The 15608-nt window shown below is 38.2% G+C and carries 15 protein-coding genes; 14 read left to right on the top strand and 1 reads right to left on the bottom strand.

Annotated features, from left to right (window positions below; all coding sequences use genetic code 11):
• The 14 genes from BM137_RS04180 to BM137_RS04245 form a co-directional block, all read left to right on the top strand.
• On the top strand, window positions 1–220 hold a 220-nt coding region (locus tag BM137_RS04180; RefSeq protein ID WP_143084235.1), incomplete at its 5' end, for an IS3 family transposase.
• A 393-nt stretch (window positions 221–613) separates the two neighbouring features.
• Entirely contained in the window at window positions 614–1195 is a 582-nt protein-coding gene (yihA, locus tag BM137_RS04185) for a ribosome biogenesis GTP-binding protein YihA/YsxC (protein ID WP_092479911.1), read from the top strand.
• A gap of 86 nt (window positions 1196–1281) precedes the next feature.
• Window positions 1282–2709: a glutamyl-tRNA reductase gene (gene hemA / locus BM137_RS04190; RefSeq protein WP_092479912.1), complete on the top strand. Its 1428-nt coding sequence runs from the start codon at window positions 1282–1284 to the stop codon at window positions 2707–2709.
• Entirely contained in the window at window positions 2693–3982 is a 1290-nt protein-coding gene (hemL, locus tag BM137_RS04195; protein ID WP_092479913.1) for a glutamate-1-semialdehyde 2,1-aminomutase, read from the top strand. The genes hemA and hemL overlap by 17 nt, the downstream gene beginning before the upstream one ends.
• 246 nt (window positions 3983–4228) lie before the next feature.
• A complete protein-coding gene (locus tag BM137_RS04200) occupies window positions 4229–5674 on the top strand; it encodes an ABC transporter substrate-binding protein/permease (protein WP_425248176.1) in 1446 nt (481 codons plus the stop codon).
• Window positions 5667–6392, top strand: coding sequence for an amino acid ABC transporter ATP-binding protein (locus BM137_RS04205; protein WP_092479915.1), 726 nt, complete (start codon window positions 5667–5669; stop codon window positions 6390–6392). The genes BM137_RS04200 and BM137_RS04205 overlap by 8 nt, the downstream gene beginning before the upstream one ends.
• Before the next feature lie 259 nt (window positions 6393–6651).
• On the top strand, window positions 6652–7974 hold the full coding sequence (gene obgE, locus BM137_RS04210) for a GTPase ObgE (protein WP_317450558.1): 1323 nt from the start codon (window positions 6652–6654) through the stop codon (window positions 7972–7974).
• Window positions 7975–8031: 57 nt separating this feature from the next.
• A complete protein-coding gene (rnz, locus tag BM137_RS04215; protein ID WP_092479916.1) occupies window positions 8032–8976 on the top strand; it encodes a ribonuclease Z in 945 nt (314 codons plus the stop codon).
• A 13-nt stretch (window positions 8977–8989) separates the two neighbouring features.
• Window positions 8990–9790, top strand: coding sequence for an SDR family NAD(P)-dependent oxidoreductase (locus BM137_RS04220; protein WP_092479917.1), 801 nt, complete (start codon window positions 8990–8992; stop codon window positions 9788–9790).
• Between the two features lie 28 nt (window positions 9791–9818).
• On the top strand, window positions 9819–10196 hold the full coding sequence (locus tag BM137_RS04225; protein ID WP_092479918.1) for a lipopolysaccharide assembly protein LapA domain-containing protein: 378 nt from the start codon (window positions 9819–9821) through the stop codon (window positions 10194–10196).
• Between the two features lie 178 nt (window positions 10197–10374).
• Window positions 10375–10935, top strand: coding sequence for a DUF1836 domain-containing protein (locus BM137_RS04230; RefSeq protein ID WP_092479919.1), 561 nt, complete (start codon window positions 10375–10377; stop codon window positions 10933–10935).
• A gap of 22 nt (window positions 10936–10957) precedes the next feature.
• Entirely contained in the window at window positions 10958–11824 is an 867-nt protein-coding gene (locus BM137_RS04235) for a DegV family protein (RefSeq protein ID WP_092479920.1), read from the top strand.
• A gap of 140 nt (window positions 11825–11964) precedes the next feature.
• Window positions 11965–14298, top strand: a complete 2334-nt coding sequence (gene recJ / locus BM137_RS04240) for a single-stranded-DNA-specific exonuclease RecJ (RefSeq protein ID WP_092479921.1) — start codon at window positions 11965–11967, stop codon at window positions 14296–14298.
• Window positions 14299–14335: 37 nt separating this feature from the next.
• The gene (locus BM137_RS04245; RefSeq protein ID WP_092479922.1) at window positions 14336–14848 is read left to right on the top strand and encodes an adenine phosphoribosyltransferase; all 513 of its coding nucleotides are present in this window, start codon (window positions 14336–14338) and stop codon (window positions 14846–14848) included.
• Between the two features lie 69 nt (window positions 14849–14917).
• Here the strand turns inward: BM137_RS04245 and lexA are convergent, their stop codons facing one another.
• Complete coding sequence (lexA, locus tag BM137_RS04250; protein ID WP_092479923.1) at window positions 14918–15541, bottom strand: transcriptional repressor LexA; 624 nt, start codon at window positions 15539–15541, stop codon at window positions 14918–14920.
• Window positions 15542–15608 lie beyond the last annotated feature (67 nt).

Here is a 15608-nt window from a genome sequence, read left to right on the forward strand (position 1 = left end):
CTTTGCCAATCATTATCAGCTGATTCACAGTATGTCTCGCGTAGGTAAATGCATTGATAATGGCCCAATAGAGAACTTTTGGGGCACCATCAAAGAAGAGATGTATCGTTTAAAGACCTATACGAGCTTTGAAGCACTAGAACAAGATATCTCACAATACATCAGATTTTATAACACCCGACGGGTGACATTGAAAATGGGATTACGTATTCCAGTATGAAAAAAAGCCATGCATGACAACTGTCATACATGGCACAAAGAATTTTGTTTATTTGCCTGTCTACTTGACAGGGGGCAGTTCAGAAAAGAGGCAGAGTCTCTTCTTTTTTTGAAGATTTGAAAGAAATATACATACTGGATATTTTACAATTGTGTTACAAATATCTCTTTTTTGTGTTCGCAAAAACGAAAACAGAGATTTAACCGTTATATTTTAATATCAGTTATGTTAGAATAGAAAATGGATTTAAGAAAGAATTCGTTTAGTCAGTTGCTAACTGGCTTTATAAACCCAATAGACAAGTGAAATTGCTAAACCCTTTTTGAGTGGAATAAATGGACTAGCCCCTAAAAAGTTATTACAGTGATTTAAAAAGAGGACGTGGAAAACACTATGAAAGTAAATCGTGCGGAATTTATCATCAGCGCAGTTTCACCAGCGCAATACCCGAATACCAATCTTCCAGAAATTGCTTTAGCAGGAAGATCAAACGTAGGAAAATCTTCATTCATCAATAAAATGACTAACAGAAAGAATCTTGCACGAACTTCAAGTAAACCAGGAAAAACTCAGACATTGAACTACTATAAAATTGAAGATAAATTTTATTTTGTAGATGTACCTGGATATGGTTATGCAAAAGTCTCTAAAACAGAAAGAGCTAAGTGGGGAGAAATGCTGGAAACCTACTTTACTAAAAGAGAAACATTAAAAGCGGCTGTTTGTGTAGTCGACTTCAGACACCCGCCAACACAAGACGATATCCAAATGTACAACTTCTTGAAATACTACAATGTGCCTGTTTTAGTTTTAGCAACAAAAGCAGATAAGATACCAAAAAGCAAATGGAATAAACATGAAAAAATTGCAAAAGAAGCATTAGATCTAGATCCTTCTGACAGGTTGATTGTTTTTTCTTCAGAATTAGGTACGGGAATAGACAAAGTATGGAACTATATAGAATCTATTATTTAACTAAGTCGATTTGAGTTTACCGGTTTAAACCTGCAACTAACAGTAACTCACGAACTAGGGATAAAAGAACAAAAGGATGATAAACATTGAAAATCTTACTTTATGGTGTTAGTCATCATTATGCACCAATTGAAATTAGAGAAAATTATGCAGTGGAAGATATTAGTGTGGCTAAACAGCTGGCTGATATCCACGCTTTCTCTGGCGTAGAAGAAGTGGCTATATTAACAACTTGTAATCGTACAGAATATTATATGTATGTAGATCCTGATTCATTTAAACATGGCGAGTTACTTCACTACTTAGCAGATTACACAGGATACGATGTTACTGAAGTGATCTCTACGACGTATGGTAAATCAAATCTAAGTGCAGCGACGCATTTATTTAACGTTACTTCAGGTTTGGATTCCTCTATTATTGGAGAAAGCCAAATCCTTGGACAAGTCAAATCGGCTTACCAAACTGCACAAGAGTCTGAGACCGTTGGACCTATTTTGAGTTCGTTATTCAATAAAGCTATTGCGTTCTCTAAAAAGATGCATACGGAAACTAAAATTGATCAAGTATCACGCGACGCAGCATCAGCTGCAGTGCAGTTGTTCAAACAAGAATGGAAAGATTTCTCTGACAGACGCTTTTTGATCATCGGTGCTGGCAAAATGGCGCAATCAGCTGCAAGAGCTTTGGTTTATCAAGGAGCTGAATCGATTACACTAGCGAGTCGTGATTACGACAAAACAAGTGAAGTGGTTGGGAAGTTGAATGAATGGGCAAATGCTTTAAAAACGAATGAAATGAGCATACGTACTTTCCACACGGGAGATTACGCTCATTTACCAATGTTTTTAGCGAAAGCAGACGGAGTCATCGCGGCCACTAAGTCCACTGAAGTCATCGTGACGGAAGATGTTATCAAAAAAATGAATGATATTCGTTTTTCAAAGAAAAAACAATTGATGATGGATCTTGCTGTTCCTCGAAACATAGAGATGGACTTGGAGAAAGATGAGCATATCCTTCTTTTTGATATGGATCGAATTGGTAACGAATTAAAATCGACTACCAAACTGCAAGAGAAAGAATTGAATCACATCAAAACGGAAATGGAAGAAGCTATCTACCAATTCAACTTTTGGTTTAAAGAGCGCAAATCGGTTCCGTATCTTGAAGAATTCAGCAAGAAAAACAGCCAGTTAAGAGAAACGGTCATGCAAAGTTTAGTGAACAAATTGCCTGAATTGACGGAGCGCGAAACAGCGGTCATTGAAAAACACATGCAAAGTATCGTCAATCAAATGGCTAAAAAACCGATTCAGGCTTTAAAAGACATCACTAAAACCGATTCATCAGAAAAAGCAGATAGAGAATTGAAACAATTTGCTGTTCAAATGGGAATCATTGAAAAAGAGGTCCCAGCTGAAGAAGCAACACCAGAAGAAAATGAACTACCTGCTAGTACAAAGTTTAGTTTTGAGAGAAAAGAGGTTTTTCAGTATGAGAAACACCACTAAATCAGAATCCATCTTTCAAAAGTCGATTGATTTAATGCCAGGAGGCGTCAGCAGCCCTGTTAGAGCATTCAAATCAGTCGATGTTCCGCCTATTGTAATGGAAAAAGGAAAAGGCAGCCATATTTTTGATGTTGACGGCAATGAATACATTGATTATGTATTGTCTTGGGGTCCATTGATCTTAGGTCATGCAAATCCAACTGTGGTTAAAAGTATCCAAGAGGCTGCTGCATTAGGAACTAGTTTTGGAACGTTGACGGAAATGGAAACGACCCTTGCTGAGCTGGTGATTGAAAGAGTTCCTTCTATCGAGATGGTCCGATTCGTAAACTCTGGTACAGAAGCTACCATGAGTGCATTGCGCTTGGCTCGAGGGTACACTAAGCGAGATAAAATCATTAAATTAGAAGGTAGCTACCACGGGCATGATGATTCTCTATTGGTAAAAGTTGGTTCAGGAGTTGCTACGCTGGGGCTGCCTGATTCACCAGGTGTTCCAAAAAATACAACTTCTAATACTTATGTAGCGCCTTATAACGATTTAAATGCCATTAAAGAGTTGTTTGCTGCATATCCGGGAGAATTTGCGGCTGTCATCATGGAGCCTGTCGCTGGAAATATGGGTGTCATTCCTCCTGTAGATGGATTTCTTGAAGGGTTGCGTGAAATCACTCTTCAAGGTGGGGCATTGTTGATCTTTGATGAAGTCATGTCTGGATTCCGTGTCGGTTACCATAGTGCACAAGGTCATTATGGAGTTACTCCAGACATTACTTGTCTTGGGAAAGTAATTGGCGGAGGCGTACCTGTAGGAGCTTATGGCGGGAGAAAAGAAATCATGGAACACATGGCTCCAGCCGGGCAAATCTATCAGGCAGGCACTTTATCAGGAAATCCAATTGCCATGGCATCGGGCATTGCTACATTATCTCAACTCAAAAAAGCAGATTATGCACATTTTGAAAGTTTAAGCAATCAACTAAAAGAAGGCATAGAAGCTTTAAGTGAAAAATACAGTATTGATATTACAGTCAATCAAGCAGGAAGTATGATTGGAATGTTCTTTACAAAAGGTCCTGTAACAAACTATCAACAAAGTAAAGCCAGCGATACAGTTTTCTTTTCCAACTATTATAGAGAAATGGCGGACAGAGGTGTTTTCTTGCCTCCTTCTCAATTTGAAGGATTGTTCTTGTCTACAGAACATACAAAAATGGATATTGAAAAGACATTGGCAGCAATGGATGAAAGTTTTGCAGTTTTAACTCAATAATGAACTTTGCTTAGAAAAGCATGGAGAAATCTCCATGCTTTTTTTATACACATTTTTTTATACATTAATAAGCAAAATAAAGTGTATAAAAACGTTTTTATATGTATAAATGGCAAATATTTTAAATAAATATTGCATAAATATCCTCCGTTTGTTAAGATATCTATAATATTTATGAATAAGTTATTCAGGAGGAAAATAATGAAGAATAAAAAAGGTTTATTGATGTTGTTTTACATACTCACTATGTTTTTATCTTTAGGCTTGAACGCAAGCTCAGCTCATGCGGAAGAAGTCGCGAGCGACTCTTCACTAGAAGAAATCAAAGAAAAAGGTGTACTGGTCATTGGGACAAGTGCAGACTTTCCGCCTTATGAATTCCATGCAACGATTGATGGAAAAGATACAATCGTTGGGATGGATATTGAAATCGCTAAGAAAATCGCAGAGGATATTGGAGTAGAACTGGAAATCAAAGATATGCAATTTGATAGTTTGATTCCGGCGTTGGAAACCAATAATATCGATATGATTTTAGCAGGAATGTCGGCTACAAAAGAAAGACAAGTCAGTGTCGACTTCAGCGATCCCTATTATTTTGCTACACAAAACATTGTGATAAGAGCAGAAGACGAAGAGTTGTATGCATCGAAAAAGGACTTCAGCGGAAAAGTGATCGGCGCTCAAATGGGAAGCTTGCAAGAAACACTGGCCAAAAGTGAAATGACGGATTCGGAATTGATCACATTAGGGCAAACAACTGAGCTATTGTTATCATTAAAAACGGGGAAATTGGATGCTGTAGTTATGGAAGGGCCTAATGCTTTGGCTTTTACAGGAAACGATGAGTCGCTAATTACTTTCGAAGGTGGTTTTGAAGGCGGCGAGACAGATGGAACAGCTATCGCAATGCGAAAAGACGCAGATACACTAGTTACAGCGGTGAATGAGTCATTGGCAGAAATCAAAGAACAAGACTTGATTCCGGGTTATTTAGCAGAAACAGGGAAACACCTTGAGACCGCTCCAGCAGAAGGGGAAACTGAAGCAGAAAAAGGTTCTATTTTAGACTATTGGTCTTATTTTTTAGAGGGTACAGGGAATACGATTTTTATTTCTGTCGTTAGTGTATTGTTTGGTTCGTTGATTGGCGGATTGTTGGCGCTGATCAGAATTGGAGATAACAAGTTCTTGCGTTTCTTCGCTACAGCTTATGTAGAATTTGTGCGTGGGACACCGATGTTGATTCAAGTGATGTTCATTTATTTTGCGGTTGGTTACCTGATCAATATCCCAGCATTATTGGCAGGGATCATTGCTGTTTCTTTAAACAGCGGAGCCTATGTGTGTGAAATCATCCGGTCAGGATTGGCCTCAGTTCCAAAAGGACAAATTGAAGCTGCTCGAAGCTTAGGGATGAGTAAAAAGACAGCTATGAGACACATTATTTTCCCTCAAGCATTGAAAAATATTTGGCCGGCTTTAGGAAGTGAATTTGTAACGATCATTAAAGAAAGTTCTATTGTATCAGTTATCGGAGTCAGTGAATTGATTTTCCAAACTCGTGTAGTGACATCGGTATCTTATAGAGGGATTGCTCCGTTAGCGGTCAGTATGGTCATTTATTTTATTTTGACGTTCAGCTTAACGAAACTATTGAATTACTATGAAGGGAAGATGGCGCATGATTAAGATCCAGCATTTAGCTAAATCGTTTAAAGACAACGAAGTATTAAAAGATATCAATGAAGAAATTAAACAAGGGGAGGTCGTTGTGATTATTGGACCTTCCGGTTCTGGCAAAAGCACGTTGCTACGTTGTTTGAATTTGCTGGAAATGCCTTCTAAAGGAGAAGTCGTCTTTGAAGGAACTTCCCTGACTGGATTGAAAGAAGAAAAACTGAATCATTTGAGAGAAAAAATGGGGATGGTTTTTCAAAACTTCAACTTATTTCCGCACAAGACGGTATTGGAGAACATGAAAATCGCTCCTATGAAAGTCAAAAATGAAGCAGAGCCTGTTGCAGAGTCGACAGCCATCAAGTTATTGAGAAAAGTTGGATTGGAAGAGAAAGCTCATATGTATCCAAACAGTCTATCAGGCGGTCAGCAGCAACGAGTCGCTATCGCTCGAGCATTAGCAATGGACCCTGATGTAATGCTTTTTGACGAACCGACCAGTGCACTTGACCCAGAAATGGTTGGGGAAGTGTTAGGTGTTATTCAAGATTTAGCTGAATCAGGCATGACCATGGTAGTTGTCACGCACGAAATGGGTTTTGCAAAAAAAGTAGCCGACCGTGTTTTATTTATGGATGCAGGTTACATTGTAGAACAAGGAACGCCGGAACAAATCTTTAATTCTCCGGTTAATGAACGGACACAAGACTTTCTAGCAAAAGTTTTATAAAAAAAGATTTATGGGTCTTATGATAAACGTCCTCTGATGTAACAGATCAGAGGACGTTTATTTGTCGAATGAAGCTTTATCTCACTTGTTTGATGGACAAAATGGTAAAATCAAAGTACAATTAAGCGTGAATGTAGAAGAATCTTTCAAAGTTGGTTAAGGTTCAAACAGAGAATCCAGAAGTTTTTCAGAAAAAAAGAAAAACTTCATCAATATATAGAATTATTCTAGTCTCAATCAATTGAGGAGGAAATTAAGTATGTCAATGTTTTTAGATCAAGTCAAAATTAATGTTAAAGCCGGTGACGGCGGGAATGGAATGGTTTCGTTCCGTCGTGAAAAATATGTGCCGGATGGTGGACCTTCAGGTGGTGACGGCGGGAATGGCGGAAACATCATTTTTATCGTCGATGAAGGATTACGTACCTTATTAGATTTTCGTTTTAATCGTCATTTTAAAGCTCCACATGGAGAAAACGGAATGACTAAAGGAATGCACGGTAGAGGAGCAAAAGATCTAACCGTTAAAGTTCCACCAGGTACTGTAGTGAAAAATGCTGAAACGGGAAGAGTATTAGGCGATTTGATTGAAGATGGCCAAACATTAGTAGTCGCTAAAGGTGGGCGTGGAGGACGTGGGAATATCCGTTTTGCTACTCCTAGAAACCCAGCTCCAGAAATTGCTGAAAATGGCGAACCTGGACAAGAATTCGAAATTGAAATGGAATTAAAAGTACTGGCTGACGTAGGGTTAGTTGGTTTCCCTTCAGTAGGTAAATCAACATTGCTTTCCGTTGTTTCTTCAGCTAGACCAAAAATTGGCGCTTACCACTTTACAACCCTGGTTCCTAATTTAGGGATGGTTCGTACAGAAGATGGTCGCAGTTTTGTTATGGCAGATATGCCTGGTCTGATTGAAGGTGCTTCTCAAGGTGTCGGTCTGGGAATCCAGTTCTTAAGACATATTGAAAGAACGCGTGTGTTGCTGCATATCATAGATATGAGCGGAAGTGAAGGACGCGACCCTTACGACGATTTCCAAGTGATTAATAAAGAATTGGAATCATATAACTTGCGCCTGTTAGAACGTCCACAAATCATTGTAGCAAACAAAATGGATATGCCTGAATCCGAAGAGAATTTAAAAGCATTCAGAAAAAAAATCCAAGAGTTGAAAGAAAATGAATATGACGAAGATATCGCTATTTTCCCAATTTCATCTGTAACCCACAAAGGGATCAACGCGTTGATGAGCAAAACAGCTGATCTGCTGGAAAATACACAACCATTCCCTGTTTACGATGAGATCGAGGAAGAGGAAGAATCTGTTCTTTACAAATATACACCAGAAGAGAAACCATATACCTTGACGAGAGAACCGGACGCATCTTGGACATTAGGCGGAGCTAAATTAATTAAACTCTTCCAAATGACCAACTTTGATCACGATGAATCAGCATTGCGTTTTGCCCGTCAGTTAAGATCTATGGGTGTGGATGCTGAGTTAAGAGAGCGTGGCGCTAAAAATGGCGATATCGTTCGCATGAAAGATCAAGAATTTGAATTTGAGTACTTGGAATAAGACTGGTTGATATTGAGGGTCAAATTTTCATAGCTCAAAAAGATTAGGATGGACGATATGGAATTATTATTTTTAGGAACAGGTTCAGGGGTTCCTTCAAAACAACGCAACGTGACCAGTATTGCTTTAAAGTTGTTGGATGAAAGAAATTCAGTATGGTTGTTTGATTGTGGAGAAGGTACTCAACAACAAATATTAAACACAACATTAAAACCTAGAAAAATAGAAAAGATTTTTATTACCCACTTACACGGAGACCATATTTATGGTCTCCCGGGTTTGTTGGCGAGCAGAGCGTTTCAAGGAGGAGACGGACCTTTAACGATTTATGGTCCTCCAGGAATTGAGCGGTTTGTGCGGACAACGTTAAAAATCAGCGGGACCTATTTAAAGTATGCCTTGAAATTTCATGAAATTCAGCAAGAAGGCATCGTTTTTCAAGATAAACAATTTACTGTCAGCTGCAAGGAATTGAATCACGGAATCCAATCTTTCGGATACAGAATTGAAGAAGCCAGTCACCAAGGTACGCTTCAAGCGGATAAACTGAAAGAAGCAGGTATTCCATTTGGTCCGCTTTTTGGAAAATTAAAAAATGGCGAAACGGTTACTTTAGAAGATGGTCGCGTTTTTAATGGAAAAGATTTTATTGGAGAACCTCACGAAGGAAGAATCGTAACGATTTTAGGGGATACCAAAAAAACAAAAAACAGCGTACTTTTGGCTGAGAACGCGGATGTATTGGTGCATGAAAGTACTTTTGACCATAAAAGCCGCCAATTAGCAAAAGAGTATAATCATTCTACCAATGTTGAGGCTGCAGAAACAGCTAAAGAAGCAAACGTTAAACGTCTGTTGCTGACTCACATCAGTGCTCGCTTTTTAGCGAATGATGTTCATTTATTGGAAAAAGAAGCTCAAAAGATTTTTCCTCACACTAAAGTCATGAAAGATTTTAGCGAAGTAGAAATACCGCTTAAGAAAGACCAAAATCAAGTGTAAAGGGGCTATTGATGTGAAAACTACTAACCATTTACAAGATAAGGTTGTTTTTATTACGGGGGCATCTTCCGGATTGGGAGAACAAATCGCCTATGAAGCAGCTTTAAAAGGCGCGACTGTTGTAGTTGCTGCTCGTAGTTTAGATAAACTAAAGGTAGTGAAAGAAAATTGTGAAAAAATTTCTGGGAAAAAAGCGTATTTATTTTCTTTAGATATTGCAGATCCAGAAGAAATCGAAGCTACGTTCAATGAGATCATTGAAACAGTTGGACCCATAGATGTGTTGATCAACAACGCTGGATTTGGACATTTTGAAAGTGTATTGACAACGGATATGAGCATTGCTGAAGATATGTTCCGCGTAAATGTGCTAGGATTAATGTATACTTCTCAATTAGCCGCTATACATATGGCTGATCGTAAAACAGGACACATCATAAACATCGCTTCAATGGCAGGCAAAATGGCTACACCTAAATCGACTATTTATTCAGCCAGCAAGTTTGCTGTTATCGGATACACGAACGCTTTACGTTTAGAGTTGAAACCTTTATCTATTCAAGTATCTACTGTCAATTTGGGTCCAGTTAAAACATCTTTCTTCGATAAAGCGGATAAAAATGGAGATTATTTGGAAAAAGTAGATAAGTTAGTGTTAGATCCTAAAGAAGTCGCTTATAAAGTGGTAAAAATGATTGGATCCTCTAAGCGTGAATTGAACCTTCCGAAATCAATGGAGATTGCTAGTCGTTTTTACACTTTATTCCCAACAGCTGGAGATTATTTGGCTACAACGTTGTTTGATAAAAAATAAAAAACTTTAATGTGAGGAGTTTTTGCAGATGAAAAGACAATGGACAACAATCATAGCGTTAGTATTGGTCATTTTGATTGCTGCTTTTGCAGTTATGAATACGGAATTGGTACCAGTAAATTTTGCGTTCACTGTAGCTTCTTGGCCGCTTATTATGGTCATTTTAGGTTCACTGCTGATTGGTGCTTTGATTGCCGTTTTGATTTCTACAGGCACGATTATGCATGATCGTAAGGAAATCAAGCAGTTGAAAAAAGAAATTGAGGCTTCAAAGTCTAAACAACAAGAAGAAATCTCACAAATCCATAAAGAGCATGAAAAAGAATTAAGTGAAAGAAACAATCAGATCCAACAATTGAAAGCCCAGTTAACGGCAACAGATGCTCAAACAGTCAAAATAGACTAGGCTATTGAGCTTTTTAGAAGCAGGGGTATCAGTGAATTGAAAACTACTTTGAAAGTTAGCAAGGAATCCAAAATTCAAAGTAGTTTTTTCACTTTCATCATCTAGTTCTAATAACTAATTTGTCTAGTTATATAGAATGTGTTAAAATAAATTATCTTTTAAAAAAGGATATGAAAAAATGACGTATAATGAAGAGTTAATGCAGTGGACTGCGGACGTTGAAAAGTATCATTTGCCTAGATGGGATGATTTACCGGATATTGATTTATACATGGACCAAGTGATTACGTTGATTGAAAATTATTTGATGATTTTTAATCCGACACACGATAAGAAGATCATTACGTCTTCAATGGTGAACAACTATGTAAAATTAAAAGTGATTCCTAAGCCCATTAAGAAAAAGTATACTAAGAAGCACTTGGCGTACTTGATTGCGATCTCCATTCTTAAACAAGTCATCACCATTCCTGAAGTGAGAGACGGAATTGTTTATCAAGCTTCCGTGAGCGGCATCAGGGAAGCTTATAATTTATTCTGCTGCGAACAAGAATATGCTTTAAAAGCGGTTGCATCTCGTATTGGAGAAACAGAGCTGTTACCGTTGATGAAAGATGATACCGACGAAAAAACGATGCTGGTACGAAATGCCACGCTAGCAGTTGCTACAAAAATTGCTACAGAAAAATTGGTAGCTTCGTTAAGCGTTGTCAACAGTCAAGAAAGTCAAAATAAGTAATTAATGGAGGACGATTAGAAAAATGAAGAATGAAAAAATTGCTTTTCTAGTTGATTCAGGATCAGATGTTCCGCAAAATATTTTGGAACAAGGAAATATGAAAGTGATCCCGTTGAAAATCATTTATAAAGACGGCGAATACACCGATAAAGTGGATATTCAACCGGAAGAGTTATACGACCGCTTAAAAGAAGAGATCCCTAAAACGTCTTTACCTGATGGGGAAACCATTAAAAATATGCTGAACGAGATTAAAGCAGAGGGATATACTAAAGTTATCGCTATTACGATTTCAAGCGGATTAAGCGGAACAAACAACATGGTGCGCTTAATGGCTGAAGAAGTAGAGGATTTAGATGTATTTGTCCTAGACACGAAAAACGTAGGGATCGGCAGCGGTCTGCACGCTGTACAAGCGTTGTCTTACGTGGAAGCAGGGATGGATTGGGAAACCATTAAACAAAAACTTCAAGATGGAATCGAAAAAATCAAGATTCATTTCTATGTCGATACGTTAGAGTATTTGCAAAAGGGTGGAAGAATTGGTTTGGTTTCATCACTTGTTGGAAACCTATTGAATCTAAAACCGGTTATTTCGTGTAATGATGATGGAATTTATTATACTGTAACTAAAGCTAGAGGAAGTAAAAAAGGGATTCAAAAAACGATTGACTGCTCTATCGAGTTCGCGAACAAAGCTAAAAAGTACGATGTAGCTGTTTGCTATGCTGGAACAGAAACGAAAAAAATTATCGATACAATCGCTGAAACAATGAAAGAAATGTTGCCGAATATCCGTGATTTTTACTATGACACCATCAGTCCTGCATTGGGTGTGCATACAGGACCTGGATTGATCGGTATTGCGATAAGTCAATTAGAAGATTAAGCAGCGTCAAGACTGTAAAGAGACAGGGAGTAGCCTTGTTCTTTTTACAGTTTTTTTATTTGATCGTAAAGCTTTCCTGCTCACTCTTCTATCAATCAAACCGCTAATTTGATATACTGATAGAGTTGGGAGTGAAGACTGTGATTAAAGCTCGTATGAAATGGAAATTAGTAAATGAAGAACAACATAAACCGCTCATTAAAGAACTAGCTGAACAACTGTCTTATTCGCCGTTGTTTATTTCGCTGTGTCTGCAAAGAGGGTTAGACACCGAAGAGAAAATAAAAAGTTTTATTCAACCTACAGAAGAAGGCATACACGATCCTTTTTTGATGCATGACATGGAACGGGCAGTTGCACGCATCATGATGGCAGTAGAAAACGGAGATAAAATCGTTATTTATGGAGATTATGATGCAGATGGTGTGACAAGTACGTCTGTATTGTTGGAAACTCTTGAAATGATTGGGGCAAACGTGGATTTCTATATTCCGAATCGCTTTACAGATGGATATGGGCCTAACACAAAAGCTTTTAAAAAGTTGATCCAAGAAGGCTGCCAGTTGATTGTTACTTGCGACAATGGGGTCTCAGGACATGAAGCGATTCAAAAAGCGAATGAATTGGGTGTAGATGTCATCGTGACGGATCACCATGAATTACCTGAGCAGCTGCCACAAGCATATGCTGTGGTTCATCCGCGTCACCCTGAAGGCCATTATCCATTTGGAGACTTAGCAGGTGTAGGAGTGGCTTTTAAAGTAGCTACTGCTTTGCTGGGTGAAATGCCTGTAGAGTTATTGGATTTGGTCGCTATAGGAACGATTGCCGATTTAGTTTCTTTACGAGACGAGAACAGAGTCCTAGCTATGCAAGGAATCGAAGCATTGAAACAAACACAACGCATAGGTTTAAATGCGTTGTATGAGATCGCTAATGTGAATAAAAACGATTTAAGTGAAGAATCCGTCGGGTTTATTATAGGACCTAGACTAAATGCACCTGGACGACTAGGCGATGCTTCGCCGGCTGTAAAATTATTGACCACATTTGATGACAGTGAAGCCCAATCGATTGCTCAGTTCATTCAATCAAAAAATGAAGAGCGACAAAAATACGTTAAGCAAATCACCGATGAAGCGTTTGACATGTTGGAAGAAATCGATACAGAAACCGATGTTTATGTACTAGCGAAAGAAGGATGGCATGAAGGCGTATTAGGAATCGTAGCCAGCAAAGTTGTTGGGAAGACCGGTAAGCCTACGATTGTTTTAAACATCGATCAAGCAAATGGAACGGCTAAAGGTTCGGGCAGAAGTGTACAAGCCTTTCATCTGTATGAAGCATTAGATACTGTGCGCCCATTAACAGCAGCTTTTGGCGGTCATCACATGGCTGCAGGACTAACTGTACCGCTGGAAAACATTGAGAAAATTCAAGCGAAATTAAATGAATATGCAGTTACACAGCAAGTGGCTGGAGAAATGGGAGAAGAAGTCCAAATCGATAAGGTGCTTGAGATAAGTGATTTAACGGTTGATGCAATTGAAGAAATCAATCAGTTAGCCCCATTTGGCACCGATAATCCAAAACCGACTTTTTTATTGGATGATGTTGAAGTTCAATCGATTCGAAAAATCGGAGCGGACGGGACGCATTTGAAGATGTCTGTACAACTTGATCAATACCTTTTAGACAGTATTGGTTTCGGATTTGGGGAGTTAGTAGATAAGATTCCTGAGAAAACCGTGTTGTCTACTATCGGAAAATTGGAGATCAATGAGTGGAACGGAGCAAGAAAATTGCAATTCCGAGTGGAAGATGTAGCTGTAAAAGGGATTCAATGCTTTGATTATCGTGGGACTCAGATACCGGAAACTCTATGGAAGAATGAGCAAGCGGATTTTGTGTTTTTTGATCCTGAAAATCATATGCGTTTCAAAGATAAAATCCATCATTCCAGCAAGAGCCACAATGTTCAAACTCGAAAAGAAGCTAAAGAATTCAAAATGGAAAATAAACATCTTATACTGGTCGACTGTCCACCATCTATGACGATGCTTTCGTTAGTGCTGGAAGACAATCAGCCGGAGAATATTTCCTATTCTTTTTATAGTTCATCTAATGACTATTTAGAAGGAATGCCGAGTAGAGAAAAGTTCGCTGAAACGTATAAGTTTATTCGTTCTCATCAAAACATTGATGTAAAAAATCAACTGTCAATTTTAGCGAAGACATTAAATATCAAAGAAAATCGATTAATTTTCATTATACAGGTGTTTTTTGAAGTCGGATTTGTTAAAATAGACAATGGACTTTTAAATCAAATCGAAAACCCTGAGAAAAAAGATTTGACTCAAGCCCTAACTTATCAAAAGAAATTGCAACGAATCAGTGCAGAAGAAAAATTAGTGTATAGTCACTCCTGGGAAGTAGATAAGTGGCTATTGCAACAATTATCCACTGGCGAATAATATACTTATTCGACTAGTGAACGGAGGACAAACGAAAATGAATTTAAAAAATTATATTGCTGATGTAGAAAACTTTCCTGAAGAAGGAATCATCTTCAGAGATATCTCACCACTAATGGCGGATGGCGAAGCTTATCGTTATGCAACTAATGAAATCGTGAAATACGCTAAAGATAAAGGCGTAGAAATGATTGTTGGACCTGAAGCACGTGGATTTATCGTAGGATGCCCAGTTGCTTATGAACTAGGAATCGGATTTGCTCCTGCTAGAAAAAAAGGGAAACTTCCTCGCGAAACAGTAGAAGTGAACTATGGTTTAGAATATGGACAAGATACATTACAATTACACAAAGACAGCATTCGACCTGGACAAAAAGTTTTAGTGTGTGATGATTTATTGGCTACAGGCGGAACGATTGCTGCTACTATTGAATTGATCGAGTCATTAGGCGGAGTAGTTGTAGGAACAGCGTTCATCGTTGAATTGAAAGACTTGAAAGGCCGCGATAAAATCAAAGGCTATGATATTTTAGCACTTGCTGAATATTAAGATAAAAACAAAAAAATAACCTCGAGAGCTGTTCAAACAGTTCTCGAGGTTATTTTTTTAGAAAATGGATTAAGATACATGGCTGCGGTATAAACCAACCACTTTTCCTAAAATGGTTACTTCATCCAATAGAATAGGGCTCATAGAATCGTTTTCTGGTTGAAGTCTGTAATGATCTTTCTCTACGAAAAATCGTTTGCAGGTTGCTTCATCTTCAGTAGTCATTGCGATAACGATGTCTCCGTTGTCTGCACTGGACTGCTTTCTGACGATCACTTCGTCTCCATCAAGAATACCTGCATTGATCATGCTTTCTCCTCGAATGGTCAACATAAACAATGCGCCATTTTCGTATTCCAAGCTTGGAGGGATAGGGAAGAAGTCTGTTGCCTCTTCTACAGCTAAAATAGGTTCACCGGCTGTAACCGTTCCTAATAGCGGAATTTTATTCAGTCCCACTCCTAATTGAGTCAATCCTTCAGCGGTTAATTCGATTGTTCTTGGTTTACTAGGGTCACGTTGGATGTAACCATTTTTTTCCAAACGAGATAAATGTCCATGGACTGTTGATGTTGAAGACAATGAAACGGCTTGTCCTATTTCTCGAACTGTTGGCGGGAAGCCTTTTTCTTTTACTTGTTCATAAATATATTGCAGTACTTCTAGTTGTCTAGATGCTGGCGTTTTTTTCATAATAGGATACACCTCAATTCTTATTTACTCTTGTTGATAGAATAGCACAAATAGAAACGTTTTTCAA

The organism is Desemzia incerta, from assembly GCF_900115825.1.
Taxonomy (GTDB): domain Bacteria; phylum Bacillota; class Bacilli; order Lactobacillales; family Carnobacteriaceae; genus Desemzia; species Desemzia incerta.